Source organism: Hydrogenophaga sp. L99 (assembly GCF_058731905.1).
Genome location: NZ_CM178972.1, coordinates 3,207,911 through 3,225,602, shown reverse-complemented (window position 1 = coordinate 3,225,602; position 17,692 = coordinate 3,207,911). Strand labels below are relative to the sequence as shown.

At 59.3% G+C, this 17,692-nt stretch carries 25 protein-coding genes and 1 tRNA gene; 19 read left to right on the top strand and 7 right to left on the bottom strand.

What is annotated here, in order from left to right:
* The first annotated feature begins 256 nt into the window (after positions 1 to 256).
* The 19 genes from rplN (at position 257) to AC4QBL_RS15250 (ending at position 9,306) form a co-directional block, all read left to right on the top strand.
* Positions 257 to 625: a 50S ribosomal protein L14 gene (gene rplN / locus AC4QBL_RS15340; RefSeq protein ID WP_305714629.1), complete on the top strand. Its 369-nt coding sequence runs from the start codon at positions 257 to 259 to the stop codon at positions 623 to 625.
* 9 nt (positions 626 to 634) lie between these two features.
* Entirely contained in the window at positions 635 to 955 is a 321-nt protein-coding gene (gene rplX, locus AC4QBL_RS15335) for a 50S ribosomal protein L24 (protein WP_304830597.1), read from the top strand.
* Between the two features lie 2 nt (positions 956 to 957).
* On the top strand, positions 958 to 1,497 hold the full coding sequence (rplE, locus tag AC4QBL_RS15330) for a 50S ribosomal protein L5 (RefSeq protein ID WP_472902306.1): 540 nt from the start codon (positions 958 to 960) through the stop codon (positions 1,495 to 1,497).
* 8 nt (positions 1,498 to 1,505) lie between these two features.
* Complete coding sequence (rpsN, locus tag AC4QBL_RS15325; RefSeq protein WP_472902305.1) at positions 1,506 to 1,811, top strand: 30S ribosomal protein S14; 306 nt, start codon at positions 1,506 to 1,508, stop codon at positions 1,809 to 1,811.
* 18 nt (positions 1,812 to 1,829) lie between these two features.
* The gene (gene rpsH / locus AC4QBL_RS15320) at positions 1,830 to 2,225 is read left to right on the top strand and encodes a 30S ribosomal protein S8 (RefSeq protein ID WP_068174940.1); all 396 of its coding nucleotides are present in this window, start codon (positions 1,830 to 1,832) and stop codon (positions 2,223 to 2,225) included.
* A 23-nt stretch (positions 2,226 to 2,248) separates the two neighbouring features.
* Complete coding sequence (gene rplF / locus AC4QBL_RS15315; RefSeq protein ID WP_472902304.1) at positions 2,249 to 2,782, top strand: 50S ribosomal protein L6; 534 nt, start codon at positions 2,249 to 2,251, stop codon at positions 2,780 to 2,782.
* An 11-nt stretch (positions 2,783 to 2,793) separates the two neighbouring features.
* Positions 2,794 to 3,159 carry a 50S ribosomal protein L18 gene (gene rplR / locus AC4QBL_RS15310; RefSeq protein ID WP_472902303.1) on the top strand — a complete coding sequence of 122 codons (366 nt, stop codon included), beginning with the start codon at positions 2,794 to 2,796 and terminating at the stop codon, positions 3,157 to 3,159.
* An 18-nt stretch (positions 3,160 to 3,177) separates the two neighbouring features.
* Positions 3,178 to 3,696 carry a 30S ribosomal protein S5 gene (gene rpsE / locus AC4QBL_RS15305; RefSeq protein WP_304831817.1) on the top strand — a complete coding sequence of 173 codons (519 nt, stop codon included), beginning with the start codon at positions 3,178 to 3,180 and terminating at the stop codon, positions 3,694 to 3,696.
* 11 nt (positions 3,697 to 3,707) lie between these two features.
* On the top strand, positions 3,708 to 3,890 hold the full coding sequence (gene rpmD, locus AC4QBL_RS15300; protein ID WP_056268982.1) for a 50S ribosomal protein L30: 183 nt from the start codon (positions 3,708 to 3,710) through the stop codon (positions 3,888 to 3,890).
* Positions 3,891 to 3,906: 16 nt separating this feature from the next.
* Entirely contained in the window at positions 3,907 to 4,338 is a 432-nt protein-coding gene (rplO, locus tag AC4QBL_RS15295) for a 50S ribosomal protein L15 (protein ID WP_472908456.1), read from the top strand.
* 23 nt (positions 4,339 to 4,361) lie between these two features.
* On the top strand, positions 4,362 to 5,681 hold the full coding sequence (gene secY, locus AC4QBL_RS15290) for a preprotein translocase subunit SecY (protein ID WP_472902301.1): 1,320 nt from the start codon (positions 4,362 to 4,364) through the stop codon (positions 5,679 to 5,681).
* A gap of 8 nt (positions 5,682 to 5,689) precedes the next feature.
* Entirely contained in the window at positions 5,690 to 5,908 is a 219-nt protein-coding gene (gene infA, locus AC4QBL_RS15285) for a translation initiation factor IF-1 (RefSeq protein ID WP_472902300.1), read from the top strand.
* A gap of 43 nt (positions 5,909 to 5,951) precedes the next feature.
* On the top strand, positions 5,952 to 6,065 hold the full coding sequence (rpmJ, locus tag AC4QBL_RS15280; protein ID WP_009514917.1) for a 50S ribosomal protein L36: 114 nt from the start codon (positions 5,952 to 5,954) through the stop codon (positions 6,063 to 6,065).
* A 20-nt stretch (positions 6,066 to 6,085) separates the two neighbouring features.
* Positions 6,086 to 6,451, top strand: coding sequence for a 30S ribosomal protein S13 (rpsM, locus tag AC4QBL_RS15275; protein WP_068174954.1), 366 nt, complete (start codon positions 6,086 to 6,088; stop codon positions 6,449 to 6,451).
* 18 nt (positions 6,452 to 6,469) lie between these two features.
* Complete coding sequence (gene rpsK / locus AC4QBL_RS15270; protein WP_472902299.1) at positions 6,470 to 6,874, top strand: 30S ribosomal protein S11; 405 nt, start codon at positions 6,470 to 6,472, stop codon at positions 6,872 to 6,874.
* A 150-nt stretch (positions 6,875 to 7,024) separates the two neighbouring features.
* Positions 7,025 to 7,648 carry a 30S ribosomal protein S4 gene (gene rpsD, locus AC4QBL_RS15265; protein WP_472902298.1) on the top strand — a complete coding sequence of 208 codons (624 nt, stop codon included), beginning with the start codon at positions 7,025 to 7,027 and terminating at the stop codon, positions 7,646 to 7,648.
* A gap of 93 nt (positions 7,649 to 7,741) precedes the next feature.
* Complete coding sequence (locus AC4QBL_RS15260; protein ID WP_472902297.1) at positions 7,742 to 8,728, top strand: DNA-directed RNA polymerase subunit alpha; 987 nt, start codon at positions 7,742 to 7,744, stop codon at positions 8,726 to 8,728.
* Positions 8,729 to 8,816: 88 nt separating this feature from the next.
* Positions 8,817 to 9,212 carry a 50S ribosomal protein L17 gene (gene rplQ / locus AC4QBL_RS15255; RefSeq protein ID WP_472902296.1) on the top strand — a complete coding sequence of 132 codons (396 nt, stop codon included), beginning with the start codon at positions 8,817 to 8,819 and terminating at the stop codon, positions 9,210 to 9,212.
* A 17-nt stretch (positions 9,213 to 9,229) separates the two neighbouring features.
* Positions 9,230 to 9,306: transfer RNA gene (locus tag AC4QBL_RS15250), tRNA-Met, on the top strand.
* A gap of 693 nt (positions 9,307 to 9,999) precedes the next feature.
* Here AC4QBL_RS15250 and istB read toward each other — a convergent pair.
* The 7 genes from istB to AC4QBL_RS15215 all read right to left on the bottom strand — a co-directional run bounded on the left by istB (position 10,000) and on the right by AC4QBL_RS15215 (position 17,571).
* Positions 10,000 to 10,827 carry an IS21-like element helper ATPase IstB gene (gene istB, locus AC4QBL_RS15245; protein ID WP_472902295.1) on the bottom strand — a complete coding sequence of 276 codons (828 nt, stop codon included), beginning with the start codon at positions 10,825 to 10,827 and terminating at the stop codon, positions 10,000 to 10,002.
* Entirely contained in the window at positions 10,820 to 12,346 is a 1,527-nt protein-coding gene (gene istA / locus AC4QBL_RS15240) for an IS21 family transposase (RefSeq protein WP_492131584.1), read from the bottom strand. The genes istB and istA overlap by 8 nt, the downstream gene beginning before the upstream one ends.
* Positions 12,347 to 12,575: 229 nt before the next feature.
* Entirely contained in the window at positions 12,576 to 14,282 is a 1,707-nt protein-coding gene (locus AC4QBL_RS15235; protein ID WP_472908437.1) for a class I adenylate-forming enzyme family protein, read from the bottom strand.
* Positions 14,279 to 14,938, bottom strand: coding sequence for an ABC transporter ATP-binding protein (locus AC4QBL_RS15230; protein WP_472908438.1), 660 nt, complete (start codon positions 14,936 to 14,938; stop codon positions 14,279 to 14,281). The genes AC4QBL_RS15235 and AC4QBL_RS15230 overlap by 4 nt, the downstream gene beginning before the upstream one ends.
* A 1-nt stretch (position 14,939) precedes the next feature.
* The gene (locus AC4QBL_RS15225) at positions 14,940 to 15,710 is read right to left on the bottom strand and encodes an ABC transporter ATP-binding protein (protein WP_322272534.1); all 771 of its coding nucleotides are present in this window, start codon (positions 15,708 to 15,710) and stop codon (positions 14,940 to 14,942) included.
* Positions 15,707 to 16,678, bottom strand: coding sequence for a branched-chain amino acid ABC transporter permease (locus tag AC4QBL_RS15220; protein WP_472908439.1), 972 nt, complete (start codon positions 16,676 to 16,678; stop codon positions 15,707 to 15,709). The genes AC4QBL_RS15225 and AC4QBL_RS15220 overlap by 4 nt, the downstream gene beginning before the upstream one ends.
* Complete coding sequence (locus tag AC4QBL_RS15215) at positions 16,678 to 17,571, bottom strand: branched-chain amino acid ABC transporter permease (RefSeq protein ID WP_472908440.1); 894 nt, start codon at positions 17,569 to 17,571, stop codon at positions 16,678 to 16,680. Before AC4QBL_RS15215 ends, AC4QBL_RS15220 begins: the two co-directional genes overlap by 1 nt.
* Positions 17,572 to 17,692 lie beyond the last annotated feature (121 nt).

Below are 17,692 nucleotides of genomic sequence, written 5' to 3'. Positions count from 1 at the left end.
GAACCTCTGCTGAGCCCAAACCGACACTTGGGACATGCCGATTTTGAAAATAAGTCCAAGGAGCTGTTGACACGCCGGGTGTGCGGTGCCATAATTTGCGGCTTCGCTCTAAAAAAGCGGGGTAATCCGCCCACCGACGCGGGTTGCGCCAAGGCTGCAGATTATCTGCAGGCAGGTGCAGCCGGCAACGACGGGCCCAAGACTGATCACTTTCGGCCGTGGTGGCTGAGAGGATTCAAGTTGGGACATAAATCAAATGATTCAAACGCAAACTCGACTCGATGTTGCTGACAACACGGGCGCCAAGTCCGTGATGTGCATCAAGGTGCTCGGTGGCTCCAAGCGTCGTTACGCCAGTGTGGGCGACGTCATCAAGGTCACTGTCAAAGAAGCAGCGCCCCGTGGCCGCGTCAAAAAAGGCGAGGTTTACAACGCTGTGGTGGTTCGCACCGCCAAAGGTATTCGTCGCCAAGACGGTGCTCTGATCAAATTCGACGGCAATGCAGCAGTGTTGCTTAACGCCAAGTTGGAGCCTATTGGCACCCGCATCTTCGGACCGGTGACGCGCGAGCTGCGCACCGAAAAGTTCATGAAGATCGTGTCGCTGGCACCCGAGGTTCTTTGAGGAATCATCATGAACAAGATTCGTAGTGGCGATGAAGTCATCGTGATTGCAGGCCGTGACAAGGGCAAGCGCGGCAAGGTTGTTCTGCGTGCAGACGACAGCAAGCTGGTTGTCGAGGGTGTGAACACCGTCAAGAAGCATGCCAAGCCAAATCCCATGAAGGGCATCACTGGCGGCATCATCGAAAAAACCATGCCAATCCACCAGTCCAACGTGGCCATTTTCAATGGCGCCACGGGCAAGGCGGATCGCGTGGGCATCAAGCTCCTGGCTGACGGCAAAAAAGTGCGCGTCTTCAAGTCCAGCGGCGAAGAAATTAAGGCGGCATAAACATGACACGCTTGCAAGAAATTTTCCGCGACAAAATCGCCCCTAGCCTGGTTGAAAAATTTGGCTACAAGTCGACGATGGAAGTCCCGCGCATCACCAAGATCACCCTCAACATGGGCGTGAGCGAAGCTGTTGCTGATAAGAAAGTCATGGACAACGCCGTGGGCGACCTGACCAAGATCGCTGGCCAGAAGCCAGTTGTCACCAAGGCTCGCAAGGCCATTGCGGGTTTCAAAATCCGCGAGCAGCAGCCCATCGGTTGCATGGTCACCCTGCGCGGTGCTCGCATGTACGAATTCCTGGATCGTTTCGTGACCGTGGCTTTGCCGCGTGTCCGTGACTTCCGCGGCATTTCGGGCAAGGCTTTTGACGGCCGTGGCAACTACAACATCGGCGTCAAAGAGCAGATCATTTTCCCTGAGATTGAGTACGACAAGGTTGATGCCTTGCGCGGCCTCAACATCAGCATCACGACGACCGCCAAGAACGATGCCGAGTGCAAAGCTCTGCTGGCTGGTTTCCGTTTCCCGTTCAAGAACTGAGGTGGCGCGTGGCTAAACAAGCACTACTGCAACGTGAACTCAAGCGCGAGAAACTCGCCGCCAAGTTTGCCAAGAAATACACCGAGTTGAAGGCAATCGCCAACGACGCGAAGCGTACCGACGAAGAGCGTGATGCAGCCCGCATGGGTCTGCAAAAACTGCCCCGCAACGCGAACCCGACCCGCCAGCGTAACCGCTGCGAAATCACCGGTCGTCCGCGCGGTACCTTTGCCCACTTCGGCCTGGCCCGTGCCAAGGTTCGCGAGATGGCGTTTGCCGGTGAAATCCCCGGCATCACCAAAGCCAGCTGGTAAGCACTAGGAGAACCCCACATGAGCATGAGTGATCCTATTGCCGACATGTTGACCCGCATCCGTAACGCACAGATGGTTGAAAAAGCCAGCGTCACGATGCCAGCGTCCAAAGTCAAAACCGCGATTGCCCAAGTCCTGAAGGACGAAGGTTACATCGATGGGTTCCAGGTCAAGAGCAACGACGGCAAAAATGAACTTGAGATTGCTCTCAAGTACTACGCCGGTCGTCCTGTGATCGAGCGCATCGAGCGCGTGAGCCGTCCTGGCCTGCGCGTCTACCGTGGCCGCAACGCCATCCCCCAGGTCCAGAACGGTCTGGGTGTGGCTATCGTTACCACGCCCCAGGGTGTGATGACGGACCGCAAGGCGCGCGCTACCGGTGTCGGTGGTGAAGTCCTGTGTTACGTCGCCTGATGCGGGCATTGAGGAGCTACTGAATGTCACGTATTGGAAAACAACCGGTCACCGTCCCCGCAGGGGTCGAAGTGGCTGTCAACGACGGTCTGATCAATGTCAAGGGCACCCTGGGTGCGCTGGCGCTGGCGCAAAACGCCTTGGTCAAAGTTGAAAACAACGCCGGCTCGCTCACGTTTGTGCCAACAAACGAGTCTCGCGAAGCCAATGCCATGTCGGGCACCATGCGTCAGCTGGTGAACAACATGGTCAACGGTGTGAGCAAAGGCTTCGAAAAGAAGTTGACGCTGATTGGCGTGGGTTACAAAGCCCAGGCACAAGGCGCCAAGCTCAACCTGACCGTGGGCTATTCGCACCCTGTGGTGATGGATATGCCTGCTGGTATCAAGGTGGAAACCCCGACGCCGACCGAAATCCTGATCAAGGGTTCCGATCGCCAGCGCGTGGGCCAGATTGCTTCCGAGGTGCGCGCTGTGCGCCCCCCCGAGCCTTACAAGGGCAAGGGCATCCGTTATTCGGATGAAAAGGTCGTGATCAAGGAAACCAAGAAGAAATAAGGATCAGGATCATGTTGACGAAAAAAGAGCAACGTCTCCGCCGGGCCCGTCAGACGCGCATCCGGATTGCGCAGCAGGGCGCCGTCCGCCTGACCGTGAACCGCACGAACCTGCACATCTATGCCAGCGTCATTTCCGACGACGGCTCCCGTGTGTTGGCATCTGCCTCCACGGCCGAAGCCGAAGTGCGCGCCCAAATCGGTGGTGCAGGCAAAGGTGGCAACACCGCTGCAGCCCAGTTGGTTGGGAAGCGTATCGCTGAAAAAGCGAAAGCAGCAGGCATCGAAAAGGTCGCGTTTGACCGTTCCGGTTTCGCTTACCACGGCCGGGTGAAAGCCCTGGCAGACGCAGCACGTGAAGCTGGTCTGCAGTTCTGATCAAACGGAATACACAAAATGGCTAAATTTACCGCAAACATCAAGAACGAAGCGAACGACGACGGTTTGCGCGAGAAGATGATCGCGATCAACCGCGTGACCAAAGTGGTCAAGGGCGGTCGCATCCTCGGTTTCGCTGCACTGACCGTGGTGGGCGATGGCGATGGTCGTGTTGGCATGGGCAAGGGCAAGGCGCGTGAAGTGCCGGTTGCTGTGCAAAAAGCCATGGAAGCGGCTCGCCGCAACATGATCAAGGTTTCGCTGAAGAACGGCTCCTTGCACCACAGCGTGCACGGTGAGCACGGCGCCTCCAACGTGATGATGCTGCCCGCCTCCAAGGGTACCGGCATCATTGCTGGCGGCCCGATGCGTGCCGTGTTCGAAGTTCTGGGTATCACCGACGTTGTGGCCAAGAGCCATGGCTCGAGCAATCCTTACAACCTCGTGCGCGCTACCCTGGACGCACTGAAAAACTCGACCACCCCTGCCAGCGTTGCTGCGAAGCGTGGCAAGTCGGTTGAAGACATTCTGGGTTGATTGGAACAGTCATGACCACACAAAATACCGTCAAGGTCCAGTTGGTGCGTAGCCCAATCGGTACCAAGCAGTCGCACCGCGACACCGTTCGCGGCCTGGGCCTGCGCAAGCTCAACAGCACCAGTGAATTGCAGGACACCCCTGCAGTGCGCGGCATGATCAACAAGATCAGCTACCTGGTCAAGGTACTCTGAACCACAGGCGCAAGACATGGAACTCAATACTATCAAGCCTTCAGAAGGCTCCAAGCACGCCAAGCGTCGCGTGGGTCGTGGCATTGGCTCGGGTCTGGGTAAAACCGCCGGCCGGGGTCACAAAGGTCAAAAGTCGCGTTCGGGTGGCTACCACAAGGTGGGCTTCGAAGGCGGACAAATGCCTCTGCAGCGCCGTTTGCCCAAGCGTGGTTTCAAATCTGCTCAACTTCAGTTCAACGCTGAAGTGACGCTGACCGATATCAGTGCACTCGAAGCTTCTGAAATCGACATGCTGGTGCTGAAGCAAGTGGGTCTCGTGCCGCACTTGGCAAAGCGTGTCAAGGTCATCAAAACGGGTGAAATCACCCGCGCTGTGACGCTCAAGAACATCGGTGCAACAGCGGGTGCGAAAGCAGCTATTGAAGCAGCCGGCGGCTCGCTGGTCTGACCGGAAACAAGCGGAAGCAATTTGTGGCAACTGGATCAACGACCCTAGCCAAAACAGGCAAGTTCGGCGACCTTCGTCGTCGACTTGTATTTCTGTTGTTGGCACTGGTGGTTTACCGCATCGGGGCGCATATCCCTGTGCCCGGTATCGACCCGGCTCAGCTGGAGGCGCTCTTCAAGGGTCAGGCCGGCGGTATTCTGAGCCTGTTCAACATGTTTTCCGGTGGTGCGCTTTCACGGTTCACCGTATTCGCGCTCGGAATCATGCCGTACATCTCGGCTTCCATCATCATGCAGCTCATGACTCACGTGGTTCCCACGTTTGAGCAGCTGAAGAAAGAGGGCGAGGCTGGTCGTCGCAAGATCACGTCGTACACCCGTTACGGAACGCTGGGTTTGGCCATCTTTCAGTCTATCGGCATTGCGGTAGCGCTCGAAAGCCAGGCCGGCTTGGTCATCGATCCGGGTATGGCTTTTCGCTTTACCGCTGTCGTGAGCTTGGTCGCAGGGACGATGTTTTTGATGTGGCTGGGTGAACAGATCACCGAGCGGGGTTTGGGTAACGGTATCTCCATTTTGATTTTCGCCGGTATTGCTGCGGGCTTGCCCAGCGCAGTCGGCGGGCTCCTCGAACTGGTTCGCACCGGCGCCATGAACATCCTGGTGTCGATCTTCATCATCGCGTTGGTGGTCTTGGTGACTTACTTTGTGGTGTTTGTTGAGCGTGGGCAACGGAAGATTCTCGTGAACTACGCACGCCGTCAGGTGGGCAACAAGGTGTATGGCGGTCAGTCGTCGCACCTGCCGCTCAAGCTGAACATGGCAGGTGTGATTCCACCCATCTTTGCCTCCAGCATCATCTTGTTGCCGACGACCATTGTGAGTTGGGTTAGCACGGGCGATTCCACCCGTTGGTTGCGCGACATCGCTTCGGCGCTCTCGCCTGGCCAGCCGATTTACGTTGCCATGTATGCTGCCGCGATCATCTTCTTCTGTTTTTTCTACACGGCGTTGGTCTTCAACAGCCGCGAAACGGCAGACAACCTGAAGAAGAGCGGTGCATTCATTCCGGGTATTCGCCCAGGCGATCAGACCGCTCGCTACATCGACAAGATTTTGCTTCGGTTGACGTTTGCAGGTGCCATCTACATCACTGCTGTATGTTTGCTCCCCGAATTTCTGATTCTGAAGTACAACGTCCCCTTCTACTTTGGTGGCACATCGCTGCTCATCATCGTGGTGGTGACCATGGACTTCATGGCTCAGGTGCAAAACTACATGATGTCGCAGCAATATGAATCGCTGCTCAAAAAGGCGAACTTTAAGACCTCTATCGGCAGTTGAGTTTTGAGATGTCTAAGGACGATGTGATCGAGATGCAGGGTGAGGTTGTTGAACACCTACCCAACGCAACTTTCAGGGTCAAGCTCGAAAACGGGCACATGGTTCTGGCGCATATTTCGGGGAAGATGCGGATGCATTACATCCGCATCTTGCCTGGCGACAAGGTCAAAGTGGAGCTCACGCCGTACGACCTTACAAGGGCGAGAATTGTTTTTCGCTCCAAGTGATCTGTCAGTTGTTGAATATTTTTGGAATATCTAGGAGAAGATTATGAGAGTTTCGGCTTCGGTCAAAAAAATGTGCCGCAACTGTAAGATCATCAAGCGGCATGGTGTGGTGCGGGTTATCTGCACCGACCCACGTCACAAACAGCGTCAAGGCTGATTGAAGTTTAGAGGACCAACATGGCTCGTATTGCAGGCATCAACATTCCGCCGCACAAGCACGCCGAAATCGGCTTGACGGCAATTTTCGGTATCGGTCGCACCCGCGCTCGCAAGATCTGCGAAGCTTGTGGCATTGACTACACCAAGAAGATTAAAGACCTCAGCGACGCTGAACTTGAAAAAGTTCGCGACCAGGTCGGCGTTTTCACGATCGAGGGTGACCTGCGCCGTGAGACCACCATGAACATCAAGCGTTTGATGGACATTGGCTGCTACCGTGGTTTCCGTCACCGCCGTGGTCTTCCAGTTCGCGGTCAGCGCACCAAGACCAACGCACGTACCCGCAAGGGCCCGCGCAAGGCAGCACAGTCGCTGAAGAAATAATCGGTTTGAAGGATTTCCATGGCTAAGCAACAATCCAGCAGCGCAGCAGCTCGTGTGCGCAAGAAAGTCCGCAAGAACATTGCTGACGGCATTGCACACGTGCACGCTTCGTTCAACAACACCATCATCACGATCACCGATCGCCAAGGCAATGCGTTGTCTTGGGCTTCTTCTGGCGGTCAGGGTTTCAAGGGTTCGCGCAAGTCGACGCCTTTTGCCGCCCAGGTTGCTTCCGAAGTGGCTGGTCGTGCTGCTATCGAACAAGGCATCAAAAACCTCGACGTCGAGATCAAGGGTCCAGGCCCAGGTCGCGAATCGTCGGTGCGTGCCCTGGGTGCCCTTGGTATCCGCATCAATTCGATCGCCGACGTGACGCCCGTGCCTCACAACGGCTGCCGCCCGCAGAAGCGTCGCCGCATTTGATGAGGTGCCGCACATCGCGGTACAATCGAAAGCTTTTTTGAGCGCCACCGCAGTCGCCTGCGGTGGCATTTTTTGCTAAGCCCACCGCCATCTCTCGTCAGACATGGCTCCCGCAACGCAGCTTGCGGCAGTGAAACCTAGGAAATTAACGTGGCACGTTACCTCGGCCCCAAGGCCAAACTCTCCCGCCGTGAAGGCTCCGACCTGTTGCTCAAGAGCGCTCGCCGCTCCATCAGCGACAAGGCCAAATTTGACTCCAAGCCGGGTCAGCACGGCCGCACGTCCGGTCAGCGCACCTCCGATTTCGGCCTGCAGCTCCGGGAAAAGCAAAAAGTCAAACGCACCTACGGTGTTTTGGAGCGCCAGTTCCGTCGCTATTTTGCAGAGGCCGATCGTCGCCGTGGTAACACCGGTGCGAACTTGTTGTTCTTGCTGGAAGCCCGCCTCGACAACGTCGTGTTCCGTATGGGCTTCGCCTCGACGCGTGCCGAAGCGCGCCAAATCGTTTCGCACAAGGCGATTCTGGTCAACGGCCAGTCGGTCAATATTCCCTCCTACTCCGTGAAGGCTGGGGACGTGATCGCTGTGCGCGAAAAGTCTAAAAAGCAGGCGCGCGTCTTGGAGGCTCTGGAGCTGGCCAAGCAAATCGGCTTCCCAGCATGGGTGGACGTCGCTGTGGACAAGGCAGAAGGCGTGTTCAAGAAGTCACCTGACCGCGACGAATTCGCTGCCGACGTCAACGAATCGTTGATCGTCGAACTTTATTCCCGTTAATTTCGTTCCCGACGACCGCCCCAGGGTGGTGGTCGGGCCATGCTCCGTCTGCCTTATCGGTGTAACGAGCCGAGGGTACTGAAGGAAGTTTGAATGCTGAACAATCTGCTGAAGCCCAAAACCATCAACGTCGAGCAAGTCTCGACAAACCGTGCGAAAGTGACCCTTGAGCCATTCGAGCGCGGCTACGGTCACACGCTGGGCAACGCCCTGCGTCGGGTCCTGCTCTCCTCCATGACTGGTCATGCGCCCACTGAAGTCACCATTGCCGGCGTGGTACACGAGTACTCGTCTATTGATGGTGTGCAAGAAGACGTCGTCAACATGCTGTTGAACCTCAAGGGCGTGGTGTTCAAGCTCCACAACCGCGACGAGGTGACGCTGAGCCTGCGCAAAGACGGAGAAGGTCTCGTCACCGCGGCTGACATTCAGACGCCGCATGATGTCGAGATCGTCAATCCTTCGCACGTGATTGCTACTTTGTCTGCAGGCGCCAAACTGGACATGCAGATCAAGGTCGAAAAAGGCCGTGGTTATGTGCCCGGTAGCCTTCGCCGCAACGATGATCAGTCCCGCTCGCTGGGACGTATCGTGCTTGACGCATCTTTTTCTCCGGTCAAGCGCGTGAGCTACACGGTCGAAAGCGCTCGGGTCGAACAGCGCACCGATCTGGATAAGCTGGTTTTGGAAATTGAGACCAACGGTTCCATCGGCCCTGAAGAAGCTGTTCGTGCATCTGCCAAGATTTTGGTGGAGCAGTTGGCGGTGTTTGCACAGCTCGAAGGCGTGGAATTGTCGGCCTTTGACGCTCCCGCGCAGCGCAGCTCGCAGCAGTTTGACCCAATTCTCTTGCGCCCTGTCGATGAGCTGGAACTCACCGTCCGTTCTGCAAACTGCCTCAAGGCAGAGAACATTTATTACATCGGTGACCTGATTCAGCGAACCGAGAACGAGTTGCTCAAGACCCCTAACCTGGGTCGAAAGTCACTCAACGAAATCAAGGAAGTCCTGGCATCTCGCGGGCTGACCTTGGGCATGAAGCTTGAGAACTGGCCTCCTGCAGGCTTGGACAAGCACTGAAATCCAAGAGAGCCGACCGAAAGGTCGGCAAATGACGAACCTGCAGTACCTGGTACGGCTGCAGGCAAAAAACTGAAAGGAATAGAAAATGCGTCACGGACACGGACTACGTAAACTCAACCGCACCAGCGAGCACCGCCTCGCCATGTTGCGCAACATGATGAATTCGCTGCTCACCCACGAAGTCATCAAGACCACGGTGCCGAAGGCCAAAGAGCTGCGTCGCGTGGTTGAACCCATGATCACCTTGGCCAAAGTTGCTACCGTGGCCAACCGCCGTCTGGCATTTGACCGCCTGCGCGATCGCGACGTGGTGGTGAAGCTGTTCAACGAACTTGGTCCTCGTTTTGCAGCGCGCCCAGGTGGTTACACGCGCATTCTGAAAATGGGTTACCGCGTGGGCGACAACGCTCCCATGGCATTGGTCGAGCTCGTCGATCGCGCAGAAGATGCTGCAGTGGCACCTGAAGCAGATAAAGCGTGATATAATCTAACTCTTGACGCGCGGTGGAGCAGCCTGGTAGCTCGTTGGGCTCATAACCCAAAGGTCGCAAGTTCAAATCTTGCCCGCGCAACCAATAAAATCAAGCACTTAGCTTGTCAAAAAGCCCACGGTAACGTGGGCTTTTTCGTTGTAGCCCATCTGTAGCCCATTTCTAGCCCACCGTAGACACTTCCTTTCTGGGGCATGCCGTTTGTGACCTTTGGGTGTCAGATGTGACTAGACCAGATGTGTTGACTGGTGCTGCTAGATGTCCTCAGTCCCGAATATCTTTCGGGGCAGTTCTACCCGCGCTGTGTGCGTAGATAGATTACTCATGGGGCGTCGCTGAAGGGCCGTCATAGGCTGGTTGCGGTCGGACATAGCCCACTGCTGAACGCCGGCAACTCGCATCAAGCTGTCGCTCAGAGCTTCAGCGGGCTAAAAATCCGGTCTTCCTCTGAAACCTGGTGCTCGCCAATGACCATAGTCACCATGTCAAAGGCATCAGGGACGGCACATCAGTCGCAATGACTAACGACCGCCCTGTGCGCGGCCATCCCATCTTGACCGCAGGACGCGGTCGTGTTCTTGGAGTGCTTCGTCAAGCAGGCTGCCAGCGATCGGGCACTCCACTCGCGGTAGGTCATTCGAACGGCAGAGCAATACAGATGGTCGGGGTTGTTGGCGCCGATTGAATATTGACCCACCCTGCCGATCCAATATTGACCCAGGGCGGACTGCTGAATTTTCTTTCAGCAATTGTGGATAAGTGTAGCGATTGGCCCTTTCATAACGGCTCGTCCGCCCCCGGGGGTACTGGTGTGGTCGAGCGGCCTTTGCGTGAGGTCTCCCGGGCCTTGATGCGTGACTTGGCCTCCAGGGTGCTGTGCCTGAAGCGGTAGGACTCGTTTCCGGTCTCCACGATGTGGCAATGGTGCGTCAGCCGGTCCAGTAGCGCCGTGGTCATCTTGGCGTCGCCGAACACCGCCGACCATTCCGAGAAGCTCAGGTTGGTGGTGATGACCACGCTGGTGTGCTCGTACAGCTTGGAGAGCAAATGGAACAGCAACGCACCGCCCGCCTGGCTGAAGGGCAGGTACCCCAATTCGTCCAGGATGACTAGGTCCAGACGCTTCAGCGCCAGTGCGATGCGCCCGGCCTTGCCCTCGTGCTTTTCACGCTCCAGTTCATTGACCAGATCAACCGTGGAATAGAAGCGCACACGCTTGCCCTTGGCCACAATGCCGGTCACGCCAATGGCGGTGGCCAGATGCGTCTTTCCTGTGCCCGGGCCGCCGATGAGCACCGCGTTTTGTGCCGCCTCCGTGAACGCCATCGTGGCCAGTTGATGCACCAGCTTTTGGTCCACCTTGGAGACCTCAAAGTCGAAGCCTGCGAGGTCGCGATGCAACGGGAACTTCGCTGCCTTCATCTGGTGGCGCACCGACGCAAAGGCCCGCTGCGTATGCTCAGCCTTCAGCAGGTGCTCGATCAACCAGCGCGACGTTTGAACGCCAACATCGCTTGGCGGCCCCTCCTGCGTCATCAGCTCTGCCCAGGCCTCAGCCATGCCGTTCAGGCGCAGCTCTTTCAGTTCGGCAGCGACATCACGCATGGCTGATTTCCTCCATGGCGTCACCGCGCAGTCTGTCGTAGCGCCCGGTGTCGGCCAACGGCGCCTCCTTGAGCTCCAGAGTGCTCTGCACATTGGGCGGCGGCTCCACGGCGTTCAGACGCGCCAAAACGTTGAGTACGTGCTCGGTGCTGAGCGCGCCGGACTCGATGACCAATTCGACCGCCACCAGCACAGCGTCCAGCCCGTGGCTGGATACGCAGTTGAGCACCTGGGCCATGGTCTTGTCACCGCCTTCAACCCGCATCAGGCCCTGACGCAGGCGCTGCAGGGGAGCCGGCATGTCGGCAAAGGGCGCGCCGTTTCTCAGCGCGCCGGGCTTGCGCTGGATCAGCGTGATGTAGTGCTGCCAGTCATAGCAGATATGGCCCCGGTTGGGCAGCCGCTCATGCCGGGCCACAATCACCTCGTCGCAGCTCGCGATCTCCACCCGGCCCGGGTACAGCCGGGTGCTCACGCGCTGGCCGACCAGCTCGCACGGCACCGAGTACCGGTTGCGCGCCACCGCCACCAGGCAGGTACTCGACACCTTGGCCGAGCGTTCCACATAGCCATCAAAGGCCGTCGGCATCGGCATGAGTTCTGCACGCTCCTGCTCCAGCATCTCGGCCACGCTGAACGCCTTGTGCTCGGGGTGGCGCACCTCATCCCACAGGCTGCGGCAGCGCTCGCCCAGCCAGGCGTTGAGTTCGGCAAAGCTGCCAAACTTGCGCTGCTGCGCGTCCAGCCAGATGCGCCTGCGGCTGTCCTGCACGTTCTTCTCCACCACGCCTTTCTCCCAGCCGCTGGCGACGTTGCAGAAGTCGGCGTCAAACAGGTAATGCGCACACATCACGGCAAAGCGGGCGTTGATGACACGGCCTTTACCACCTTGTCCACCTTTGCCTCGCTGGACCTTGTCCACCGCTGTCTTCATGTTGTCGTAAATGCCCCGGCGGGCCACGCCGCCCAGCGCCGCGAACGAACGCGTATGGGCATCAAACAGCATCTCGTGCCCCTGGCTGGGGTAGGCCACCAACCAGAAAGCACGGCTGGCACACAGCTTCATGTGTGACACCTGCATGCGGTGGTAGATGCCGCCCACCACCAGCCCCTCTTCGCTCCAGTCAAACTGAAACGCCTCGCCCATTTCAAACCTCAGCGGCACGAACGCCTGGACGCCCTTGCCTGCATCGGCACGCCAGCCTCGAATGAAATCCGTGACGCGGGTGTAGCCACCTTCATAGCCGCTGGCCTTGATTTGCGAAAACAGCGCGCGCGCCGTTCGCCGGTCCTGCTTGGGCCGCTGAGCATCGGCCTTGAGCGAGAGCACCAGCTCGGCCACATAGGCACCGAGCTTGTTGAATCCCGGCTTGCGTTTGTAGACCGGCTCCTTCACCTCTTCTGGCGTCCTCAGCCAGCTTCGTACCGTGTTGCGCGACAGGCCCGTGCGCTTGGCGATCTCATGCAACGACATCTTGTCGCGCAGGTACATCCGACGAATTCTTCCCAACATTTCCATGGTGATCACCCTCTTTGCCCCCTGCCCAATAATTGAGCAAGGCAAGTTAAACACCTGGGTCAGTTTTCAGTCGGCACAGTGGCCTGGGGTGGGTCAGTTTTCGGGCGGCGGCAACATGCGGGGTTCGGGAGGCCTCGGATCCACGGCCAGGAGCGGCAACGCGGCTCTGGTTTCAACCCGAATACGTCCCGAAATGGCCCGGTGTTGAAGCACCGGCAATGCGCCCGGCCTACGGAGTAGCGTCCGTCGGCGTTGTTCGCAAATGCCGCTTCATCAGTTTGCCGTTGGCGTTGCGCGGAAGGGCTGCGGGGCTCACGGTCAGGTGCTCGGGCACTTTGTAATCGGCCAGACGCTCGGCACAGAAAGCCTTCAGCTCCACCACGTCCAGATCATGGCGCTGCGTGTGAACATAGGCGTGTACGCGCTCACCCAGGACGGGGCACGGCACACCCACGACTGCGGCTTCAATGACGCCAGGCATCTGCAGCAGCACGTTCTCAACTTCGGTGCTGAAGACCTTGTAACCGCCCCGATTGATCATGTCCTTTTTGCGGTCCAGAACCCGGACGTACCCCTCTTCATCCACAGAACCGAGGTCGCCCGAGTGCCACCACCCTGCGGTGAATTCGCGGGCTGTGGCGGCCGGATCGTTCCAGTAGCCTTTCACGACCATGGGCCCGCTGATCCAGAGCTCCCCCACTTCGCCAGCGGGCAGCTCACACCCCTGCTCGTCCATGACCGTCACCGCAGCGCAGGGCAATGCAATGCCCACCGTGTCGGCGTGGGCACGGGTCTGGCCGATGGGCATCAAGGTGGTGGGTGATGTGGTTTCGGTGGCGCCGTAGGCGTTGAGCAACTGGAGGGCCGGCAGGCACTTTGCGAGGTCGTCGATGGTCGAGGTGGGCATGGGTGCACCACCAAAGCCGCCGATGCGCCACTTCGACAGATCGAACCCGGTGAAATGGGGGTCGAGCAAGAGGAGCTTGTACATGGCCGGCACCATCAGGGTGTGGGTCATCCCTTCCCTGGCGGCCAGTTGCAAAAAATGCTCTGCCTTGAAGACCGGCAACACCAGCAGTGCGGCGCCCGTCCCGACGACCGTCATGAGGTTGGCGATGAGGCCCGTGACGTGGGTCACCGGCACCGCCAGCATGGAACGGTCTGACGCGGTCAGTGCCATGCAACTGATGAAATGCTGAACCGAGTGCAAGACGTTGAAATGCGTCAGCATCGCGCCTTTGGGGCGCCCGGTGGTGCCCGAGGTGTACAGAACGATGGCCGTGTCCTCCTCCTGCACAGGCTGCACATGGCTGCACGGTGGCTCCAGCAGCAACGCGCCAAATCCGCAATGAAGCCTTTGGTCAACAGCGGCCTGGCCAGCCCCGGGGCGCAGGTGGTCGACCTGCTCGGCAGCCTGGTCGTCGACCCAGACCGCCCAGTGCAATTCGGGCGCATCGGTCGCAGGGGGCAGGCGCTCGAGAAGGTTGGCATCACAGACCACGCCGCGAGCGCCGCAGTGCTGAATGATCCAGGCCAGGCCTTCCTTTTGTTCACGCGGGCCCACGGCCACGGCGATCGCACCCAACTGTTGCAATGCCAGCAGGGCAACCACAAAACCCGGGTGGTTGCTCTGGTACAGAACCACCCGGTCGCCGGGCTGCAGACCCAGTTTCAAAAATCCGCTGGCAGCACGCGCTGAAAGTTCGGCGAGTTCACGCCAGGTCCAGCGCTGCGCTTCGAAGACCATCGCCAGGCGCTCACCGTGGCGCGCCACGGTGGTTTGCAGCATGGCGTGCACACTGCCCACGCGGTCCGGAAAACACGGCAGCACACGGTCACCAAAATGGGCTTCCCGGCGGCGCGCCGGCACCGCGAATCCGGCCCAGGGGCCCTGCAAGCCCGGGTCAGCTTCGGGTGCAGAGGCACCTGTGGTCATGCCACTGCGCGACGAGGCGCTGCATTGGATCCCCGCTCGATCACCACTTCCTGGTCGAGCATGGAAGCTGCGTGATTGAGTTCAGACTGTGCGATCACCACCGTCATGTCTTTGCCGCGCAAACCAAAAATCACGTCCGAGAGGCGTTGTGACAAGGCGGGTGCCACCCCTTCAAACGGCTCGTCCAGCAACAGCAGGCGGGTGCCGACCGCCAGTGCGCGGGCCAGCGCCACCAGCTTTTGCTGACCGCCCGAGAGCAGCAAGGCGCGTCGGTCTTTCATCTCCTTGAGCTCAGGCAGCACCTCGTACACCATCGCGAGACACGCCTGCGGCTGCAAGGTGGGCGAGACCCAGACGGGAATCAGGATGTTCTCCTCCACCGTCAGCTCGGGCACCAGACCACGGTCTTCGGGCATGTAGCCAATGCCCATGGCTGCACGCGCGTGGGGCGGCATCGCTGCCAGGTCCTTGCCGTCCCACATCAGGCGGCCCTGCGTGGGCTTCAGGTGGCCCATGACCGTGCGCAGCAGGGTGGTCTTGCCAGCCCCGTTGCGCCCGACCAGCCCCACCATCTGGCCCACGGGCACGTTCAGGGAGAAGCCTCGCAGCGCCTGGACGGACTGAATGGTGACGTGTACCGAATCAATTTGCAGCATGTCAATGTCCCCGCTTGAGCGAACCCGTCACATACCGCTGGACCTGGGGATCGTCCAGCACGGTCGAGGGAGGGTCGTCGGCAATCACGCGGCCGCTGTAAAACGCGATCACACGGTCCGAATACCGGGTGACGATCTCCATGTCGTGCTCGACGAACAGAACCGTCACCCGCTCGCTCGCCAGGGCCGCGCTGATGGTGTCCATCATCGGGAATTTTTCATCCACCGACACGCCGCTGGTGGGCTCGTCGAGCAGCAGCAACTTGGGCCGCCCGGTCAGCGCCATGGCAATGTCCAGGAGCTTGCGCACACCGCCGGGCAATTCCGACACCCGGCGGTCTGCGTGCTCCTCGAGGTTGAACTTGGAGAGCATCGCCATGGCCCGGTCGATCCGGTCGGAAGCGTGGGCCGGGCGCCAGAACGACTGGTGGCCATCGTTGCAGGCCGCGGCCACCAGCATGTTGTCCAGGGCGCTCATGTCCAGCGCCAGTTGCGGAATCTGGAACGAGCGCGCAACACCCATGCCGGTGATCCGCCTGGGTCCCAGGCCCGCGATGGGCTGACCATCCAGTTCGATCGTGCCGGCGTCGGGTTTGAGGTAGCCCGTCACCATGTTGACGAACGTGGTCTTGCCGGCTCCGTTGCTGCCGATCAGACTGACCCGCTGGCCGGTGGGGATTTCAATGTTGACGTTGTCGGCGGCGGTCACCGCGCCAAAGGACTTCATCAGGCCTCGTGCCGACAGCATCGTCTGAGTCTGGGCGGTGGTCATGCGGAGCCTCCTTCCTGGCCGGTGGTCTTCTTTTTGCGTCTGTTCGTCCAGAGACTTCCCAGCCCCAGGGGCAGGAAGCGGATGACGACCAGCAAGAACAGCCCCATGGCCAGCTGCCAGGTGTTGGGGAAATACAGGTTCGAGAACGAACGCACCACCTCGACCACGAACGAGCCCACGAACACCGCCAGCATGCTGTGGTGCCCCGCCAGGATGGCGACAAACACAAACTCGCCCGACGTCGTCCAGTAGGCAAAGTTGGGTTCGATGTGGCCCAGCGACATGAGTGTGAGTGCGCCACCGACACCCCCCATGAACGAAGCCAGCAAGTAGTTCAGCGCCACCGCCTGCGACACCGATGCGCCCAGGTACTCCACCCGCAACTCGTTTTCACGAATCGCCAGCGACACCAGGCCGCGCACCGAGTCCACATAAATGCGCGCCAGGGTGGCCAGCACACCCACCACCAGCACGGCAACGCTGTAAAGCAGCCAGTTGGACTGCTCGGACGCAATGCTCTGCCCAAACAAGGTGGGTCGGCTGACGTTGAAACCATCCGAACCACCCAGGGCTTCCGTCTTCACCAGGATGCCGTAGAGCACCATGGAAATGGCCAGCGTCAACATGGCGAAGAAGATGCCCCGGTAGCGCGACAGCAGGGGGGCGAACGGCAGTGCACACAGCACCGATGCACCACCACCGATGAGGACCATCAGAAAGGCATCGGTGATGCCCAGGTGGTTGGCGGCCATGGCGCTGGCATAGCCGCCCACGGCAAACACAAAACCCTGACCGAAGGACACCACACCGATGCGCATCAGCAGCACGATGCCCAGGGACACCAGACCGTGCGAGAGCGCCATGGTCGACAAAAAGAGCAACCACTTGGGCATCACCAGCCCGGCCGCCAGAAACAGCACGGTCAGCAGCAAGCCGATCAGAAGCGTTTTTTTCAGGCTGTTGGCCATCAGATTTTCCTCGCCTGGATGCGATGAAACAGACCCTCAGGCCGAAACATGAGCACGATGGCCATGGCGATGTAGATGCTGAAGAGTTCGGCCGCAGGCCAGGTGTGCACCGCCAGTGCACGGGCCAGCCCGACGATCACAGCACCAATCGCCGCACCCTCGATGCTGCCCAGGCCACCAATGATCACCACCGCGAACGAGACGATGATGACGCCGGAGGCCAGCCCCGGCTGGACGGAAATCATGGGCGACGTCAGGGCGCCAGCCAGCGACGCCAGAAAGATGCCGAACATGAACGCCAGGGTGCAGACCCGCGACACGTTGATGCCCATGCTGGCCGCAATCTCGTTGCTGTGGATCACCGCCAGCACAATCTTGCCGGTGCGGGTGCGGTTCAGTCCCCACCAGACGCCCAGACCACAGACGACGGCGAAACCGATCAGGATGAAGTCGTAGCCCACGTAAGACATAAGCCCGATATCGAGCACACCGAACAGCATGTAGGGCTCTGTCACGTAGTACGGAACCGCGCCCCAGATCAGCTTGGTCACGTCTTCCAGGATCAGGAACAGCGCGTAGGTGACCAGCACCAGCAACACTTCATCGCGTCCATAGAAAGAGCGCAGCAACACCCGTTCCACCAGTGGGGCGAGCAAGAGCGCCACGGCCAGCGCCGCCAGCAGCATGAACAGCAGGGACCAGACGGGTGACATGCCGGCACCCACCGACCACGAAACAAAGGATGCGGTGACGTAAGCCCCGACCGCGTAGAAGCTGCCGTGCGCAATGTTCAGGATTTTCAGGACGCCAAAAATCAGCGTCAGCCCCAGGGCCACGATGAAGAGCCAGGAGGCATAAATGATGCCGTCAAAAAGTATGGTGAGTGCAAGCATGTGGGATTCCGCCCCGGGTGGAGGACCGCTGGAACCGGACGCAGCACCCTCGCTGCCGGCCGGGACAACTCACGCGTCTGGCCGTGCCCCCCTGCGAGCAGAGGGGGCACGGCACAGGCGA